This is a genomic window from Nitrospiraceae bacterium (assembly GCA_019637075.1).
Classification (GTDB): Bacteria; Nitrospirota; Nitrospiria; order Nitrospirales; family Nitrospiraceae; genus JAHBWI01.
Map to the genome: position 1 here is coordinate 488,183 of JAHBWI010000003.1, position 17,509 is coordinate 505,691.

A 17,509-nucleotide genomic window follows, 5' to 3' on the forward strand; every position below is an offset into this window, starting at 1 on the left:
CGACAAAAGGGAGGCGACGATATGGCGAAGCGTTTCAACATCCGAATGGCAGGGGTCGGTGGACAGGGCGTCGTGACCGGCTCGCACATTCTCAGCACGGCGGTCATCAATGCCGGCGGAGAAAGCACGATCGTTCCGTTCTATGGTTCGGAAAAGCGCATGGCTCCGGTGGAGAGCTATGTGCGTGTTTCCGACGAGCCGATCTATGAAATCGGCGAGATTACGTTTCCGCACATCATCATCATCTTCCATCCGCAGGTCATCACGCACGGCAAGTCTTACACGATGCCCTTCTACTTCGGATTGAAGGAAGATGGTATCGCGTTGATCAACAACGATGGGCCGATGAAGCTCCACAAGGACCAAGCTCGCGAGTTGGAAGAGCGTCGTGCCAAGTTGTACTACATTCCGGCCACCAAGATTTCCTTGGAAGTGTCGGGGATGGACTTAGCCACCAATATGGCCTTGATGGGCGCGATCGGGGCGATCACCGGTTTGACCAACATGATCGCGCTCGAACAGGCCGTAAAAGACCGCTTCCTCGGTAAAGGATTCGTGGTGTCCGGTGGTACGGCCGCTTTGGACAGTGTCGTCGAGCGTAAGTTCAAAAAGAAACAAGAGCTGATTGAAAAGAACGTAGCGGTCATGCGGGCGGCGTGGAACTACGCGGTTGATAACGGTTGGGCGGCCAAGGACATCAAGCGGGTCGATGAGGCTGTGACCGCGGCAACCGCCTGAGCATCGCACGGAAGGAGTTCGCATGTATCTCGTAGCTGATATCAATATTGAAATCTGTGCCGCAAAGAGCTGCAAGCTCTGCACGCAATATTGCCCGGAAGCCAACACCATTTTGTATAGTGATGAGCTGGGCAAGGACCGAGGATTCAAATATGGATCCGCGTACGTGGCGGTGGATCGCTGCAAAGGTTGCGCGCAATGTGTGTGGGTCTGTGACAACATGGCAAAGAACAACGCCATCAAGATGATCATGATCGATCAGTTGCCGAAGGCGGCCTTGACGGAGAACATCACTTACGTGGAAAAGAGCACGACGGCCGTACTCGCGAGCCCGATGGTCGGTTAAGCGGACGAAAGGGGAAACGGGGTGGGAACTACGCAAGACACAAGAGAACGCATCATCGTACCGGGACCGGCGGGATTCCATCCGCCGTCAGCTGCGCAGTTGGGTGTCGCCTTACCCGATCCTGGGCAAGGCCTCTTCTATGGTCTGCTTGAACCGCAAGAGGACAAGGTCATCGAAGAGATGGCTCGTAAGATGTTGACGAGCCCCAACGCGACAATTTTCCCGGGACCGCTGGTCCTTTGGGCATGGAACGAGCACGCCGTCGAAAAAGCGAAGGCCGTACTCGAAATTGCGGCGCAGATTCCCGATGTGATGATCATTCCGATGCCGGACTATCGGCCGAAGTATCCGAAAATCGATCCGGAAGAAGTGATCAATCCCAACCACCCCAACCTGACCATCTGGGGCAACAAAATCGAAGCCTGCATATTCATCGGGGTTCATTGTCACTATGCGAACCTCACACTGAAGATGATCCGTGCGGGAACGAACTGCTGTACGATGGCCATTTGCGCGGAGCAGGGACACGAAGATGCGATGCTGACGATCCGCGATTCGGACACGTTGAAGCTTAAGAAAGTTGCACAGGTGTTCAAGCGGGTTCGTGAAGAAATGGGCATCAAGTTGCCGGAAGGCGGCGAGAACGTCCGATTCACGGGTACGCAGTCAAAAGTCCATGGCGGCAAGACTCACACCAATCCCCTCACCTTCATGCCTTCCGCGGCCGGTGTCGGCAGCGCGAGCTCGTTCGGCCACACAGCTGAGCAAATGAAGCGGGAAGGATAGGACGAGAGGAACGGGGCGATATAGCCAAGAGGTGTAACCATGAGTGAAGCGCAAAAGACGAATCCGCAGGGTGATCCGACCACGAGTGTGGCTCCTAAGGCCGAGCTCAAGAAGGACCCGCATGCGGAAGCCAAGAAGCAAAGGGTCGTGACGCCGGAATACATGTTTTTGGAGGCTCCGCGTACGAAGGAGTTCATCACGGGCAGTGAGGCCGCCAAGGAGGCGATTCGGCGGTCCAACGTCGACCTCGCCATCGCGTATCCGATCACCCCGCAGAGCGAGACCATGCAGCTGGTGGGTGTGCTGTACGGTGAAGGCTATGTGAAGGAATACTACCGCGGTGAGGAAGAGGTTGGTGTGATGGCGGCGATCGCGGGCGGCTCCAGATCGGGCGTCCGATGCTATACGGCGACCGCAGGTCCCGGCACCCTCCGTGGGTTAGAAGGTATTGCATCCTGGCCTGGTCACCGGCTGCCGGTCGTGGCGATGTTCACCTGCCGCGTGGTCAATGCCCCGCTGGCCATTCAGCCGGACAATATCGAAGTTTCTTACTTGCTGAATTGCGGCATGATCGTGTTCCACGCCGAAAATCAGCAGGATATGTTTGACTTCACCTTGGCAGGTTTTACGATCAGCGAAAAGAATGATGTGACCCTGCCGGTCGGTGTCTGCTGCGACGGGTTCTTCGTGACCCACGCCCGTGGGTACGTGAGAATGCAGGAACGGGGCATCAAGTTGCCGCCTCGTGAGCCCTGGCGTGGCGCGGTTCCCGTGCTCGACGCGGAGAATCCACCGGCCCGTTTGTCACGGGACGCCCCGGTTCAGAAGTCCAACTTCATGGCCTACAACATCCACGCGGTGTGGCAACAGGAAGTATGGGCGGCGGTCGAGCGGTCCCGGAAATACATCAATAAGTATATGGGCGGTTTGCTGTCGGCTGAAAATGTGGACGGTGCCGAGGCCATCATTGTCGCCTCCGGCAGTGCGGCAGCCCAGTCCCGCGAGGCAGTTCGGCTGTGCTCGGAAAAAGGGATCAAGGTCGGGCTGATCAAGATCCGCTCGTTGCGCCCATTCCCGACACAAGAGTTGCGTCAGCTCTGCGGTAAGGCCAAGCTCATCGTCGTTCCGGAATTTAATTACGTCGGTTGGTTGGCCAAAGAAGTGGCGACCGCCATCTATGGCTTCTCCAATGCGAAGATCATCGGGGGGCCGCGCGTGTACGGCGGTCAGTCAATGCCGGTGGAATTGATTGTGGACGAAGTCGAGTCCGGTTTGACCGGGAAGAAATCCACGAACGTCGCGATCTCTCAGGTCATGGGTGCTTCTACGGCCGATCATGAGGCCATGGGGCATTTCATGCGGAGCATCTAAGCGGGCTAGTGGGTCAAAAAGAAGAGCCCGATCCTGAATAGGATCGGGCTCTTTTTATTTATGCTGCGCTTGTGACTGCGATGTTCGTAAGTCGTGTCCCTGCTCGCAGAAGGCTCACCGAACGGCCTTCACGAAATACAATCGCCTTCTCAGCCCTGTAAATCTTCCTCAATCAGGTCTGGGCTTTCCGGCATTCCATAGGCAACGAATTTGGCATAGGAGAGGTAGATCAAGGCGCTGTCTCTCATTGCCTTGGCCCCTTGGCTCATCCGCAGCACCTTGCCATGGTCCCGAGGGTCGGCGGTCTCCAAGGATTTGACGTGCTCATCAAGCAGAAGCGTATATCGTTCCATCGCCATTTCGATTTCTCGATAGGCTTGTAGGATTGCGTCGTTCATAGTACGGTCCTCTCTTTCGATCTAAGATACCTCAGCCACTTTTTATGGGTCAACCGAACGGCAACCTCCCTGCGCTCGACCTGTCAGCCAGGATTTTGGCTGCATTGTCCGAGGTGTCAGGCCTGAGGCTGGAAAGCCCCTGCATGCCGGCTCCCCACTCGGTTGTGGATGGCGTCAGAAAACTCTCCGCCCAGTTCAATCGAGGCGAGGGGGTGGTTACCCATCCCTATCTGAACGACGTTGCCCTCCGATCCGCCTACTTGGCGTATTTCGTGCCCGTCAATCTGGTCAAAGTTCAGATCCTTCTGAATGAGATTACACAGTCGATCAGCGATCTTTCTCAAAAGCTGACACGGGTGCTGGACGTGGGGGGAGGGCCGGGAACTGGAGCCTTGGCGGTATTGGATTGGTTGGACCGCTTTAATGATGCTGGCCCGGGAGCGCTTGAGCACACCGTCATCGACCATTCCCGCGAGGCACTCACAGTCTATGAGCGAGTGTGGCGCAGTTATCAGAGCAAACGGGTTCCTCGTCAGAGTCAACGTTTGAGGGCGTTGGAAGGCAATTTGGAGAAAAACGCGTATTCGCTTATCGAACAGGCAGCGGGCGGAGCGGCCTATGACCTGATTCTGGTTCAGAACCTCCTATCGGAACTCCATCGCGGCGACGACCATCGTATCGACCAACGAGTGCTTTTGATTGAACGGTGTTTGGAATACCTTGCGCCGGATGGGACGATCATCATCATTGAGCCGGCTCTAAGGGGGACTTCGCGAGATTTGCACAATCTTCGAGATCGGCTTCTGCAACGTTCTTCGGTGACGGTGTTTAGTCCATGTCTGCATACCAATCCCTGTCCTGCGCTGGTTAAGCCGGACGATTGGTGTCACGAAGAGCGAGGATGGGTGCGGCCGGAATGGATCGAGCAGGTCGACCGGACCGTAGGGTTCATCAAAGATGCCCTCAAATTCTCCTATCTGATTTTGAGAAAGGACGGAAGGACTTTGGTCCCGAGAAGTCCGGACCTCCACCGGGTCGTGAGCGAATTGCGCGTGATGAAGGGCGAGAAGCGGGTCTGGTGGTGCGACGAGACAGGACGTCCAGAGGTAGGGCGCCTGGATCGGGAGCGGTCGGCGACAAATGCTGCATTCGATGCGTGGCATCGAGGCGCCATCGTGCGGGTCAGCGAGATTGTCCGAAAAGACCGTAAAGGTCGCCCCAGCACTGTAGGACGGATTCCATCGTCTGCCGCGGTTGAAATCGTTCGCCCGGCATGAGGTAGGCTGTGCAGGAAAAAACAGTCGGACTTTACAATGACGGTTCGGTTGAGTGTGGGGCAGCGCCCCCACTCGAGCCAAACCATTGGGAGGAGCGGGCTAGTCGGCTTCGGGTTCAGAACTTCCGTGCTGATGCGAAACCCGATCCTCGTCGAAGAGTTCAGCCATTTCAGCCGCCATCACATCTGCATCGTTGGGCACGGATATCAATGGGAGCTCTTTCCGGGGTTTCGGAGTGTTTGACGGTTGCTTGGGGTCGTTTGTCTGTGGTGTGGTAGTCATAAAACACAGTATACACCATTCAAGGAGCTTCGTGGGCTATTCGAAGGCTTCCAGGGATGACCGTTCGGCGAATTGATGCTGGCAAGCCGTGCAGGTTACAAAGTAATAGGCTTCGCGGACGGACATGGTGGCTCGGAAATCAAGGTTGACACCGCGATGTTCACACTTTGTGCAGGACATTTCCTTAAGTCGGTAGGGCACGTCCGGCTGAGTTTTAAGGTAGAAGTCCATATCGGTATAGACAGGAAAGTTATACCGACATTTGAGGCAGACCCCGCGGCATTCCCCATCCGCTTGTACCGTCCGGCGATCGATACCGAAGTTATTGGTTTTGCAAATGGCGCAACGCACGCTCGGCAAGCGTTGTTCGACGATTTCCAGCGGTATCCGACCCATCGGAAGCCTCCCTCTTGTTCTGGGCAGTATACTGACGAGGAGAAAACGAGTGCAACCCGCAGTGCCAGGGCGAGTGATGCAGGAATGACTTGACGCCCCCGCTGCCGTCTCTATACTGACCGTAGAATGCACATGGTTACGAAACAGCTGCTGGTCGGCAACGCCGAAGATGCCGCCAACCCCCCTCCCCAGGTTGGCGCAGTACTGATGGTCGCCGAAGAGCAACACGTGACAGCGCCCTCATGGATAGTATTCGCGAAAGTACCGCTCAAGGAGTTCGGTGAGGCAACTCCGAACGCGCTGTTACAGGCCGTTGAGTGGGTTGAAGCGCAAATTTCAGAGAACCGAGTGATGGTCTGTTGCCGGGCGGGGATGGGGCGATCGGTCTCCGTGGTCATTGCCTACCTGTGTTGTGTCGAGGACATGCCCTATGCCGAGGCTGCCAAACTGGTTCTGGCCCGACGTCCTGGGGGACTGCCGCTCCCGCGGCTTCAGGACACGATCGAAGCAGCCGTTCGCCTTCGTGCGAACCGCAAACCTCCCATCTCCCACGCCTAACCAGTTTTCTCCAGCAATCCCTCCGCGATTCCGTCAACGGAGTAAGGCCCCGTCGCTTGCATTTGATGCCGCGTGCATGGCGTAATCCTACGGTTTCCGAGTTCAGTTGATGTGAGGGTGGGTTATGCCGGAGTTGCCGGAAGCGGAAGTTGCCGCGCGCCAATTGCGCGAGCGACTGGTTGGGGGGATGATTCGTGACTATTGGGTCGGTCGCGACGATATCGTTCGGGAAGGCTTACCCACCTTGCCATGGTATCGGTCCAGTCGGGTCGAGGGGGTTGAGCGTTGGGGCAAGAGTGTTGTCTTGGCCTGCCGTCGAGGTGCCGAGCGGCGGTATCTGGTCGCCGAACTGGGCATGACCGGTTTGCTCTTGTTGCCATCCGCGCCGTTCAAACATCCACAGCATACGCATTTCAGGATCCTTTTCGATGGCTGTGCCGAACAGGAGGTACGTTACTGGAATCCTAGGCGGTTCGGGCGTCTTTCGCTTCTTGACCAGAATGGTCTCGATCAATATACGGGGCGTCGTTTTGGTTACGATCCTCTGGGCATGACCTTCGAGGAGTTTAAGAATCTCTTGCAGGGGAATAGAAGCCGCCTCAAGTCGCTTCTCATGCGGCAGCAGGCCATTGCAGGGATTGGGAACATCTACGCCAACGAAATCCTCTTCCGCGCCAAACTACACCCCAATCAAATTGCCAATGAGATGCAGGCCGGGCGGCTTCCGCTCCTCTACGAGGCTATGCAATTGATTTTGCATGAAGCCATTGCGCTGGGCGGTTCGAGCGTACGGGACTATTTCGCGCCGGACGGGACGGAAGGTCAGTACAAACGGCGGCACCTGGTGTATGCAAAGGCGGGCTTGCCCTGCCCGAACAGATGTGGGGCGCTCATCCGTCGCTCAGTCGGGGAACGCACCTCGTTTTACTGCCCCAGTTGCCAACGGATCCGCCAACAAACGACGAAAAAATAAACTCCCCATCTTCATTCAGCTCCGCTTGTCAATAGCGATCTAACCGACTGAATTATTTCGTGTTTTGATCTGTTTGGCCCACGTTCCAGTCGCTGGTAGGACTTCTGTGCTTATATTGTAGGCCCTTTGGAGGATTGAGGTAGTTGCCGGATTTCGGTACTCTGTCGATCCTTTTCTCTGCCCGTTCACATATCAAGGAGTCGTCAACCATGGCGAAAGTGCTCGAGGGCCCCGGGATGGGGCTGATGAAGAAGTGGGGGATCCACGTTCCTAACTATGTCGTGGTCACCTCCGCTGATGAATTGACCAAACTCGGACAGGCCAACGATTGGATGAAGACATCCAAGTTGGTGGCTAAGGCGCATGAGGCGTTGGGATCCCGATTCAAGCTGGGCCTGGTAAAAGTCGGCCTGGACTTGAATGGAGCCATAGCCGCGACAAAGGAAATGATCGGCCGCCAGGTCGGAAGCATCACCGTGACGCAGGTCATCGTCTCCGAGATGGTGCCGCATAAGGAAGAATATTACTGTGCCGTGAAGTCGACGCGGGAAGGCAGCGAAATCCTGATCGCCAACTGCGGCGGCATTGAAGTCGAGTCGAACTGGGAGCGCGTGAAGCGTTTGTGTCTGGACGTGGGGCAGCAGCCGACGGCCGAGGGCCTGGACAAATTGGCCAAGGAGGCCGGGTTCACGGGTGCCCTGACCAAGAAGATGGCCGAATTTTCCGGCAAAATGTTCACGTGCTTCGATAGCGAAGACGCGCAGTATCTTGAGGTCAATCCCGTGGTTACCCGGGAGAGTGATGGAGAATTAGTCGCTCTCGATGCTGTCACGCTGCTCGATGGCGACGCCAAGTTCCGCCATCCGGATTGGAACTTTGCTTTTGCGGCAGAATTTGGTCGCGCCTATTCCAAGGATGAAGTGGAAGTGATGGCGGTAGACAGCAAAATCAAGGGCTCGGTCAAGTTCATCGAAATTCCTGGCGGCGATACGGCGATGCTGCCTGCCGGTGGCGGCGCCAGCGTGTATTACTCAGATGCGGTGGTCGCGCGCGGTGGCAAATTGGCCAACTATGCCGAATACTCGGGCGATCCACCTGACTGGGCTGTCGAAGTGCTGACCGAGAAGGTCTGCTCGCTGCCTGGTATCAAGAACATTATCGTCGGCGGCGCTATCGCGAATTTTACCGACGTGAAGAAAACTTTCGGGGGCATCATCAACGGTTTCCGTAAGGCAAAGGCCGACGGAAAGCTGAAGGGTGTGAAGATTTGGGTTCGCCGTGGTGGGCCGCGCGAGAAGGAAGGCCTCGATGCGATGCGGGCTTTGAAAGAAGAGGGCTTCGACATCCATGTCTTCGACCGCAACACGCCGTTGACCGATATCGTCGACAAGGCGCTCCAAGCGAAATGATGCGCACCGAGTGACGCGTCGCCCGTGGCAGGACTGTAGGGGCCCGGCCCCCTCATATCACTTGTCACCCGTCACTCATCACGGCTTTTTAAGAGGGAGATCCCGATGAGTATTCTGGCAAACAAGGACACCCGCGTAGTTATTCAGGGTGGTCAGGCAGGTGTCAATGCGGCGCGCCGAATGGCCGAGTTTTGCTATCTGATCAAGCGGCCTTTGAACGTGGAAGCGTTCGTGTATCCACCGGACGCCGGTAAGACGAACGAAATTCCCTACGGCAGCGGATTGATCGCCATCCCCGTCTACAAGAGTATCGCGGAAGCGACCAAGCATCATCCCAGCATCAATACCAGCCTCGTCTACATCGGTGCCGATCGCGCGATGAAGGGGGGGATGGAGGCATTGGACGATTCTCGCATTAAGGTTGTATCGATGATCACCGAAGGCGTGCCGGAAAAGGACGCCAAGCTGTTGGGCACGCATGCACGTAAGCTCGGCAAGGTGTTCAACGGGCCGTCCTCTATCGGCATTATTTCAGCCGGTGCCTGTCGTTTGGGCGTCATCGGCGGGGCCTTCGACAACCTCGTCCTTTCCAAGCTGTATCGCGAAGGCTCTTTCGGCGTCATCACGAAGTCGGGCGGCCTCTCCAATGAAATTATCTGGATCTGCTCTCAGTTCGCCGATGGCATCACGACGGCCATTGGTATCGGCGGCGACGCATATCCCGGCACCGACTATGTCAGCTACCTCGAAATGTTCGAAAACGATCCCCAGACCAAAGCGGTCGTGATCGTCGGCGAAATGGGTGGGGATCTCGAGGAGCGTGCGGCTGAGTGGTATGGAGCAAAGAAGCGCCGGATCAAGCTGATCGGTGTCGTGTCAGGTTTCTGCCAGGAAAGCCTGCCGAAGGGGATGAAGTTCGGTCATGCCGGGGCGAAGGAAGGTATGAAGGGCGAAGGGTCGGCCCGCTCCAAATCGGATGCGCTCAAGAAGGCGGGCGCGATTGTCCCGCCGACCTTCGGGGCGCTGGGTCCTGCCATCAAGGAAACGTACGAAGAGTTGCTCAAGTCCGGCCAAGTGAAACCGGTGGTGGAGCCGGCGACCTTGCCGAAGCTTCCGAAGTCCATCGAGGAAGCAATGAAGGCCGATGAAGTCATGGTGGCTCCGTTGATCCGTACCACGATCAGCGATGATCGCGGCGATGAACCTTGCTACGACGGATATCCTGCTTCCGAGCTCATTAATAAGGGTTACGAGATTCCGCACGTCATCGGGTTGCTGTGGGACAAGAGGCTCATTTCCAAGCAGGAAGCTGAAATCATCAAGCGTATCATGATGCTTTCCGCCGACCACGGCCCATGCGTGAGCGGCGCCTATGCAACCATTCTCGCTGCCTGTGCGGGTATCGGCCTGTCGCAGTCGGTGGCGGCCGGCCTGATCATGATCGGCCCGCGGTTCGGTGGCGCCGTCACGGACGCCGGCCGCTTCTTCAAGTATGCCGTCGATAACAAGATGGCGGTGGATGAATTCTTAGCCTACATGAAAAAGAACCACGGGCCGGTGCCAGGCATCGGCCATCGTGTGAAGAGCCTGCGTAACCCGGACAAGCGGGTGAAAGAACTAGTCGGGTACGTGAAGAGCCTGAACATCAAGACGCCGTGTCTCGACTTTGCGTTGGAGGTCGAGAAAGTCACGGCTGCCAAAAAAGACAATCTGATTCTGAATGTCGACGGCACCATGGCGGCCGTCTTGGTCGATATCGGCTTCCCGGTCGACAGTTTGAACGGCTTCTTCATCCTTTCCCGGACAATTGGTCTGATTGGCCACTGGGTGGACCAGAAGCGCCAGGACAGCCGCTTGATCCGGCTGTTCGATTATCTGGTGAACTACGCGGCGCCCAAGCGTCGTGAAGTTCCGCCGCTGAAGTAGCGTAAACGAGATCCATCCTGCCGTGGAGCGCTGGGCCCTTCTGGGGCCGCTTTGCTGTAGATGGGTCGCGCACCTATAGATCGTACTAACAGACGGAGAACTCGCTATGTCCATGGATCTCGCCAAAGCACTCTATGCCAAGATGCCGGATGTCTTTGCCAAGGCCAGGAAAAAGTTCGGCCGAGGCTTGACGCTCGCCGAAAAGATTCTCGTATCGCACGCGGATAATTTCGATAGCCAGAACTGGGAGCGGGGCAAGGCCATGTTGGCCCTCCGTCCGGATCGCGTGGCTATGCAAGATGCCACGGCCCAGATGGCCGTGCTGCAATTCATGCAAGCCAACAAGAAGAAGGCGGCGGTGCCGAGCACGATTCACTGTGACCACTTGATCCGTGCGGAGATGGGCTCTCAAAAGGACCTGCTCCGCGCATTGGACGAGAATCGCGAGGTGTACAATTTCCTCGCTTCGGCCGCCAAGAAATACGGCATCGGTTTCTGGAAGCCGGGCGCCGGTATCATCCATCAAGTCGTGCTGGAAAATTATGCATTTCCGGGTTGCTTGATCATCGGAACTGACTCACACACCCCGAATGGCGGTGGTTTGGGCGGTCTGGCGATCGGCGTCGGTGGTGCGGATGCCGGGGAAGTCATGGCCGGCCTCCCCTGGGAAGTCCTGCATCCGAAATTGATCGGCGTGCGGCTGACCGGCAAGTTGAGCGGTTGGGCCTCGCCGAAGGATGTGATCCTGTACTTGTGCGGTCTACTCACTGTGAAGGGCGGGACCAACAAGATCGTTGAATACTTCGGCCCGGGCGCTGAAACCATCAGTGCCACCGGGAAGGGTACGATTTGCAACATGGGCGCCGAGTTGGGCGCCACAACCTCTGTCTTCCCGTTCGATGAGAAGATGGTGGCCTATATGAAGATCACCGATCGGGCCGATTTGGCGAGCTTTGCGCAGTCGCACAAGGACTTGCTGGTGGCCGATCCCGAAGTCGCTCAATCGCCGGAGAAGTACTACGATCAAATCGTTGAGATCGACCTGTCCAAGCTGGAGCCACACGTCGTTGGTCCGCATACGCCGGACCTGGCTCGGCCGATTTCCAAGTTGAAGACTGAGGCTCAGGAGAAGGGGTATCCGGTCGAGCTGAAAGCGGCGTTGATCGGAAGCTGTACGAACTCTTCCTATGAAGACATCAGCCGTTCTGCTCACGTGGCGCAACAGGCGCTGAAGGCGGGTCTGAAGGCGAAGGCCTCGTTCCTGATCTCTCCGGGGTCCGAGCGCATTTATCACACCATGAAGCGCGACGGTTTCTTGGACACGTTCGAGAAGCTTGGCGGAACCGTTCTGTCCAATTCCTGTGGCCCCTGTATTGGGCAGTGGAAGCGGGCGGACGGAGTGAAGGGGCGGGCCGATTCCATCGTCAGTTCGTTCAACCGTAACTTTCCGGGCCGCAACGACGGGATTAGTGAAACCCTGTCGTTCCTTGCCAGCCCGGAAGTTGTGACCGCCTATGCCATCACGGGCGACCTGGGTTTCGATCCAGTCAATCAATCTGTAAAGGGCGCGGACGGGAAGGAGTTCAAATTCCAGCCGCCTGTCGGGGAAGAATTGCCGGCCAAGGGATTTGCCAAAGGCGAAGAGGGCTTCGTGGCCCCGGCAGAAGATGGTTCTGGTTTGACCGTCGACATTCCCCCCACCAGTGAACGGCTTCAACTGTTACAGCCGTTCCCGAAGTGGGATGGTAAGGATTTCGAGAAACTCCCGCTCTTGATCAAGACCAAAGGCAAGACCACGACCGACCATATTTCCCCGGCCGGTCCTTGGCTCAAGTTCCGTGGTCACCTGGATAAGATCAGCGACAACATGTTTCTCGGCGCGAATAACGCATTCTCGTCGGAGCCGGGCAAGGGCAACAATGTCCTGACCGGTGAATCCAATCTCACGATTGCCCAGATTGCCCGGGCCTACAAGTCCAAGGGTATTGGGTCCATCGTCGTGGGAGATGAAAACTACGGGGAAGGTAGCAGCCGCGAACATGCTGCCATGTCTCCTCGTTTCCTGAACGTGCGGACGGTCATCACCAAGAGTTTCGCGCGCATCCACGAGACGAATCTTAAGAAGCAGGGCATCCTCCCGTTGACGTTTGCCGATCCCAAAGACTACGAGAAGATTGAACAGAACGATCGAATCAGCGTCGTGGATTTGGCCAACTTGGCTCCGGGTAAGCCCGTGACAGTCGTCGTTCATAAGACTGGCGGTGATGTGAAGATTCAGACGAATCACAGCATGACCGCACAGCAAATCACTTGGTTCAAGGCCGGATCAGCATTGAACGCTTTGAACTAACTCATACAGCAAGAGAAGGGGGGAATCACGATGGCAAAAGCAGACAAGATTATCTATACGAAGACCGATGAAGCGCCGATGTTGGCGACCTATTCGTTCCTGCCGATCATCAACGCCTTCACCAAGGCGGCGGGCGTCACCGTGGAATTGCGCGATATTTCGCTCGCGGGTCGTGTGATCGCCGTGTTTCCGGAATACCTGACGGCTGAGCAGAAGCAGCATGATGCCTTGGCCGAGCTCGGGGAGATGGCCAAGACGCCGGAAGCTAACATCATCAAGTTGCCGAATATCAGCGCATCGATCCCGCAGTTGGTGGCGACCATCAAGGAATTGCAAAGTCAGGGCTACAAGTTGCCGGACTATCCCGAGAATCCGAAGGACGACAAAGAAAAGGACATCAAGACTCGCTACGACAAAGTTAAAGGCAGTGCGGTCAATCCGGTGCTCCGCGAGGGCAATTCGGACCGTCGCGCGCCGCTGTCAGTAAAAGCCTATGCCCGGAAACACCCGCATAAGATGTCGCCTTGGAGTAGCGACTCCAAGACCCACGTCTCCCATATGAAGGGCGGAGACTTTCGTTCGAACGAAAAGTCCGTCACGATTCCGGCTGCGACAACCGCGAAGATCGAATTCGTCGGCGCGGATGGGAAGACCGCTGTGCTGAAGGAGAAGGTCGCCCTGCAGGCGGGCGAAGTGCTCGACGCCACGTTCATGAGCGTCAAGGCGTTGCGCACGTTTCTGGAGCAACAGATTGAAGAAGCCAAGAAGCAGGGCATTCTCTGGTCTCTCCATATGAAGGCCACGATGATGAAGGTCTCCGACCCGAAGATCTTCGGCCATGGCGTCACCGTCTATTACAAGGACGTGTTCGAAAAGCACGGCGAGACGTTCAAAAAGCTCGGCGTCGATCCGGACAACGGCCTTGGCGACGTTTATGCCAAGATCAAGTCGCTTCCGGACGATCAGCGCAAGGCCATCGAAGCTGACATCCAGGCCGTGTATCAGAAGCGCCCGCCGATGGCGATGGTGAATAGCGATAAGGGCATCACCAATCTACACGTCCCGAGCGATATCATCATCGACGCCTCCATGCCGCCCGTTATCCGCGATGGCGGTAAGATGTGGGGGCCGGATGGCAAGCTGGCCGACGTCAAGTGCGTGATTCCGGATGCCAGCTACGCGCCGGTCTATCATGAAGTCGTCGAGTTTTGTAAGCAGAAGGGCCAATTCGATCCTCGTACGATGGGCACGATCCCGAACGTGGGGTTGATGGCTCAGGCGGCGGAAGAGTACGGCTCCCATGACAAGACCTTCAAGGCGCCGGGCAATGGAACCATCCGTATCGTCGATGCGAACGGAACTGTCCTGCACCAGCATCAAGTGGAAGCCGGTGACATCTGGCGTGCGTGCCAAGTGAAGGATGCACCGATTCAGGACTGGGTCAAGCTGGCCGTCACGCGCGCCCGCGCGACCGGCGCTCCGGCCGTGTTTTGGTTGGACAAAACCCGAGCCCATGACGCGGAATTGATCAAGAAGGTCAACGCCTATCTGCCGAAGCACGATACGAACGGTCTGGAAATCAAGATCATGTCGCCGGCCGAGGCCTGCCGTTTCTCCATCGAGCGGATGAAGGAAGGTAAGGACACGATCTCCGTGACTGGTAACGTGCTTCGGGACTATCTCACGGACCTGTTCCCAATTCTTGAAATCGGCACCAGTGCCAAGATGCTCTCGATCGTTCCTTTGCTCAATGGGGGAGGTCTGTTCGAGACCGGTGCAGGAGGATCCGCTCCGAAGCACGTGCAGCAATTCCAGGAGGAAGGTTACCTGCGCTGGGATTCACTCGGCGAGTTCCTTGCGCTGGCCGCTTCCCTCGAGCACCTTGCGAAGGTGGGTAACAACCCCGTCGCCAAGATCCTGGCGGATACGCTGGATCAAGCGAATGCCAAGTTCCTGGAGAGCAACAAGTCCCCAGCCCGTAAGGTCGGGGAGATCGACAACCGCGGCAGCCACTTCTACCTCGCGCTCTACTGGGCGCAGGCCTTGGCCGCGCAGACCGCGGACAAGAAGATCGCGGAGAAGTTCACGAAGATCGCGAAGGATCTGACGGACAACGAAAAGAAGATCGACGGCGAGTTGCTGGCGGCCCAGGGCAAGCCGCAGGATGTCGGCGGGTACTATCACCCGAACGATGCCAAGGCCGGCAAAGCCATGCGGCCCAGCGCGACGCTGAACGCGATTGTCGACGCGATTGCCTAGACACCGAAATGCGTGAGGCGCCCTCGTGGCGCCTCACGCTAGACGGATACGAGAAACCTATGGCGCAAGACACCAATGAGAATGTGATTGACCAGCCCGAAGTGGCAAAGCCTCGGATGGTTACAGTGGAAATCGCCGGGAAGAAGTATGAGGTGCCTGAGGGGATCACCTTGATGAAGGCCCTCTGGTACACCGGCCAGGAAGTTGTGCGAGGCGCCGGTTGCCTTGGGGGATTCTGCGGTGCCTGTGCGACCTACTACCGAACCAAGGATGACCCCAAGGTCAAGACTTGTCTCTCCTGTCAGACCGCGGTTCAGGATGGCATGTCGTTTTCGATGATGCCGCCGTTCCCCGCCCGCAAGGCGACATATCAGATCGCCGAGCTGAAAGATCCTAAGCAGGACTTATTCGCGCTCTATCCCGAAGCACCGCTTTGCCGCAACTGCAACGCCTGCACTGAAGCGTGCCCCCAAAAGATCGATGTGCGGGAAGGCGTGTGGAAGGCCGTCTTCGGCGATTTTAAGAGCGTGTCCGAGATGTTTATGGATTGCGTGATGTGCGGTATGTGCACGCCGGTGTGCATCGCAGACATTGCGCCCAATCTCGTTGCGTTATATGTCAGCCGGGCACAGGGGGCGCACTTTACCGAGAAACCTCCCAGGTTGGACGTGCGCATTCGAGAAATCGAAACCGGCAAATATACGGCCGAGTGGGATCGTGTTATGAAGATGAATGATGCCGAACTCAACAAAGCTTGTGCCGAGTTGAAGTGACGCGGGCAGCGCTAAATTCCAATACCGAAGCCACACCAATTCCGCCAACGACGAACCCCGAACGACGAGAGACCTGAATTACAATGGACATCCACAAGTTGCAGGAAATCGTTCACTCCACCCGAGAGGCGCGGCGCAAGCAGACCCTTCCAAAATACGCGCCTGCTGAACGCGATCAACTGATCAAGAAGTATCATCCCGACTTCCGTGAGAGCGCCTACCGGCCCATCAAGTTTGGACCGAACGCCGGCGAAATGACGGTTCGTGAGCTGGCGGCTTTGCTGGAGGGTGAAAGTCCGGTTCCCGGCGATCTGGCGCTCAAGCCAGATTACACGACTGACGTCCTCGTGGTCGGGGGAGGCGGGGCGGGCTGCGCCGCTGCGCTCCATGCTCATGCGAATGGGTCCAAAGTTATTTTGGCGACCAAGTTGCGATTGGGCGATTCCAACACGGTGATGGCTCAGGGGGGCATGCAGATTGCCGTGGCTGACGAGGATTCCCCCGTCACCCACTTCCTCGACACCTTGAAGGGTGGTCATATGAAAAATGATCACCAACTCCTCAAGACTATGGTCGAGGATGGTCCCTCGGTAGCGAAATGGCTGTTGGGCCTTGGCGTCTTGTTCGATCGGGATTCTGATGGAAACCTGCATGTGAAGAAAGGCGGCGGAAGCTCGAAACCGCGACTGGTCACATGCTCTGACTACACCGGTCTCGAGATCATGAGGGTCTTAAAGGACGAAGTGCTGAACCAGAAAATCCAGCTCCTGGAGTTCTGCGCGGCCGTAGAGCTGGTCAGTGATAACGGCGTTTGTACCGGTGCCATCTTCAAGGACCTCGATAACCATCGTTTCGTCGTCGTAGCCGCAAAGACGGTCGTTTTGGCGACCGGCGGAATCGGCCGGCTCCACATTCAGGGCTTTCCGACCAGCAACCATTATGGGGCGACCGGGGACGGTCTCGCGATGGCCTACCGTATGGGCGCCAAGCTGATGCATATCGACACCTTCCAGTACCATCCGTCAGGCGCCGTGTATCCGGAGCAGTTGATCGGTGCCTTGGTGACCGAAGGCATGCGTTCCGAGGGCGGCCACTTGGTAAATGCCAAGGGTGAACGGTTTGTCAACGAGCTCGATACACGAGACGTCGTGTCCTCCTCCATCATTCGCGAGTGCGAAGAAGGTCGGGGCATTCGCACGATGTCTGGGAGAGTCGGAGTGTGGTTGGATACGCCACTACTGGAGGTTGAGCATGGGCCAGGAACGCTCGATAAGCATTTCCCGGCGATGGTGTTGCAGTATGAGCGCTTCGGCATCGATATCTCAAAGGACCCCGTCCTGATCTATCCTACGCTGCACTACCAGAACGGCGGGGTGAAGATCGATGTGAACGGGGAATCCGACGTCAAACATCTGTTCGTCGCAGGAGAAGCTTCGGGTGGGTTGCACGGACGCAATCGTCTCATGGGCAATTCGTTACTAGACCTGATGGTCTTTGGAAAACGGTCAGGAACCGTTGCTGCAGAGCGGGCACGAGCAGGGAAACAGGGTCGCCTCACGCTGGATCATCTCACTCGGTTCCGGGCAGAGGCCAAACAGCACGGGGTCTCATCCGCTGTGGTGTCGCCCATGGTTCTGCCGGCCTATGCACGAAAAGAATAGGAAGAG

Annotated in this window: 15 protein-coding genes; 13 read left to right on the forward strand and 2 right to left on the reverse strand. The window is 57.0% G+C overall.

Translation table 11 applies throughout. The features are described 5' to 3' along the window. Window positions 1–21 precede the first annotated feature (21 nt). From KF814_10380 to KF814_10395, 4 genes are read left to right on the forward strand one after another with little or no spacing between them, the layout of a single operon-like run. On the forward strand, window positions 22–738 hold the full coding sequence (locus tag KF814_10380; protein MBX3236551.1) for a 2-oxoacid:acceptor oxidoreductase family protein: 717 nt from the start codon (window positions 22–24) through the stop codon (window positions 736–738). A gap of 22 nt (window positions 739–760) precedes the next feature. Then, window positions 761–1,084, forward strand: a complete 324-nt coding sequence (locus KF814_10385) for a pyruvate ferredoxin oxidoreductase (protein ID MBX3236552.1) — start codon at window positions 761–763, stop codon at window positions 1,082–1,084. 21 nt (window positions 1,085–1,105) lie between these two features. Beyond that, window positions 1,106–1,870 (forward strand): 2-oxoglutarate:ferredoxin oxidoreductase, encoded by a 765-nt coding sequence (locus KF814_10390; GenBank protein MBX3236553.1) that lies wholly within the window; start codon window positions 1,106–1,108, stop codon window positions 1,868–1,870. Window positions 1,871–1,909: 39 nt separating this feature from the next. Then, complete coding sequence (locus KF814_10395) at window positions 1,910–3,241, forward strand: ferredoxin oxidoreductase (protein MBX3236554.1); 1,332 nt, start codon at window positions 1,910–1,912, stop codon at window positions 3,239–3,241. A 149-nt stretch (window positions 3,242–3,390) separates the two neighbouring features. On the opposite strand, the gene KF814_10400 is transcribed toward KF814_10395, so the two are convergent. Next, on the reverse strand, window positions 3,391–3,639 hold the full coding sequence (locus KF814_10400; protein MBX3236555.1) for a hypothetical protein: 249 nt from the start codon (window positions 3,637–3,639) through the stop codon (window positions 3,391–3,393). A gap of 143 nt (window positions 3,640–3,782) precedes the next feature. Between KF814_10400 and KF814_10405 the strand changes: the two genes are divergently transcribed. Then, window positions 3,783–4,916 carry a hypothetical protein gene (locus tag KF814_10405; protein MBX3236556.1) on the forward strand — a complete coding sequence of 378 codons (1,134 nt, stop codon included), beginning with the start codon at window positions 3,783–3,785 and terminating at the stop codon, window positions 4,914–4,916. A gap of 318 nt (window positions 4,917–5,234) precedes the next feature. Here KF814_10405 and KF814_10410 read toward each other — a convergent pair whose 3' ends face one another. Continuing rightward, window positions 5,235–5,594, reverse strand: a complete 360-nt coding sequence (locus KF814_10410) for a hypothetical protein (GenBank protein MBX3236557.1) — start codon at window positions 5,592–5,594, stop codon at window positions 5,235–5,237. Window positions 5,595–5,726: 132 nt separating this feature from the next. Between KF814_10410 and KF814_10415 the strand changes: the two genes are divergently transcribed. The 8 genes from KF814_10415 (at window position 5,727) to KF814_10450 (ending at window position 17,503) form a co-directional block, all read left to right on the forward strand. Next, window positions 5,727–6,152, forward strand: coding sequence for a dual specificity protein phosphatase family protein (locus KF814_10415; GenBank protein MBX3236558.1), 426 nt, complete (start codon window positions 5,727–5,729; stop codon window positions 6,150–6,152). 124 nt (window positions 6,153–6,276) lie between these two features. Next, window positions 6,277–7,125 carry a bifunctional DNA-formamidopyrimidine glycosylase/DNA-(apurinic or apyrimidinic site) lyase gene (mutM, locus tag KF814_10420; protein MBX3236559.1) on the forward strand — a complete coding sequence of 283 codons (849 nt, stop codon included), beginning with the start codon at window positions 6,277–6,279 and terminating at the stop codon, window positions 7,123–7,125. A 209-nt stretch (window positions 7,126–7,334) separates the two neighbouring features. Beyond that, entirely contained in the window at window positions 7,335–8,534 is a 1,200-nt protein-coding gene (locus KF814_10425) for an ATP citrate lyase (GenBank protein MBX3236560.1), read from the forward strand. Between the two features lie 105 nt (window positions 8,535–8,639). Further along, complete coding sequence (locus KF814_10430; GenBank protein MBX3236561.1) at window positions 8,640–10,460, forward strand: ATP citrate lyase; 1,821 nt, start codon at window positions 8,640–8,642, stop codon at window positions 10,458–10,460. Between the two features lie 106 nt (window positions 10,461–10,566). After that, complete coding sequence (locus KF814_10435) at window positions 10,567–12,810, forward strand: aconitate hydratase (protein MBX3236562.1); 2,244 nt, start codon at window positions 10,567–10,569, stop codon at window positions 12,808–12,810. A 30-nt stretch (window positions 12,811–12,840) separates the two neighbouring features. Then, window positions 12,841–15,069, forward strand: coding sequence for an NADP-dependent isocitrate dehydrogenase (locus tag KF814_10440; GenBank protein ID MBX3236563.1), 2,229 nt, complete (start codon window positions 12,841–12,843; stop codon window positions 15,067–15,069). Window positions 15,070–15,128: 59 nt separating this feature from the next. Beyond that, window positions 15,129–15,842: a (2Fe-2S)-binding protein gene (locus KF814_10445; protein ID MBX3236564.1), complete on the forward strand. Its 714-nt coding sequence runs from the start codon at window positions 15,129–15,131 to the stop codon at window positions 15,840–15,842. An 83-nt stretch (window positions 15,843–15,925) separates the two neighbouring features. Then, entirely contained in the window at window positions 15,926–17,503 is a 1,578-nt protein-coding gene (locus KF814_10450) for an FAD-binding protein (protein ID MBX3236565.1), read from the forward strand. Window positions 17,504–17,509: the final 6 nt, after the last annotated feature.

Excerpts from the sequence above, each read along its gene's own strand:
- KF814_10380 (MBX3236551.1), top strand. The coding sequence starts at position 22 with ATGGCGAAGCGTTTCAACATCCGAATGGCAGGGGTCGGTGGACAGGGC.
- KF814_10385 (MBX3236552.1), top strand. The coding sequence starts at position 761 with ATGTATCTCGTAGCTGATATCAATATTGAAATCTGTGCCGCAAAGAGC.
- KF814_10395 (MBX3236554.1), top strand. The coding sequence starts at position 1,910 with ATGAGTGAAGCGCAAAAGACGAATCCGCAGGGTGATCCGACCACGAGT.
- KF814_10400 (MBX3236555.1), bottom strand. The coding sequence starts at position 3,639 with ATGAACGACGCAATCCTACAAGCCTATCGAGAAATCGAAATGGCGATG.
- KF814_10405 (MBX3236556.1), top strand. The coding sequence starts at position 3,783 with ATGCCGGCTCCCCACTCGGTTGTGGATGGCGTCAGAAAACTCTCCGCC.
- KF814_10410 (MBX3236557.1), bottom strand. The coding sequence starts at position 5,594 with ATGGGTCGGATACCGCTGGAAATCGTCGAACAACGCTTGCCGAGCGTG.
- KF814_10415 (MBX3236558.1), top strand. The coding sequence starts at position 5,727 with ATGGTTACGAAACAGCTGCTGGTCGGCAACGCCGAAGATGCCGCCAAC.
- mutM (MBX3236559.1), top strand. The coding sequence starts at position 6,277 with ATGCCGGAGTTGCCGGAAGCGGAAGTTGCCGCGCGCCAATTGCGCGAG.
- KF814_10425 (MBX3236560.1), top strand. The coding sequence starts at position 7,335 with ATGGCGAAAGTGCTCGAGGGCCCCGGGATGGGGCTGATGAAGAAGTGG.
- KF814_10430 (MBX3236561.1), top strand. The coding sequence starts at position 8,640 with ATGAGTATTCTGGCAAACAAGGACACCCGCGTAGTTATTCAGGGTGGT.
- KF814_10435 (MBX3236562.1), top strand. The coding sequence starts at position 10,567 with ATGTCCATGGATCTCGCCAAAGCACTCTATGCCAAGATGCCGGATGTC.
- KF814_10440 (MBX3236563.1), top strand. The coding sequence starts at position 12,841 with ATGGCAAAAGCAGACAAGATTATCTATACGAAGACCGATGAAGCGCCG.
- KF814_10445 (MBX3236564.1), top strand. The coding sequence starts at position 15,129 with ATGGCGCAAGACACCAATGAGAATGTGATTGACCAGCCCGAAGTGGCA.
- KF814_10450 (MBX3236565.1), top strand. The coding sequence starts at position 15,926 with ATGGACATCCACAAGTTGCAGGAAATCGTTCACTCCACCCGAGAGGCG.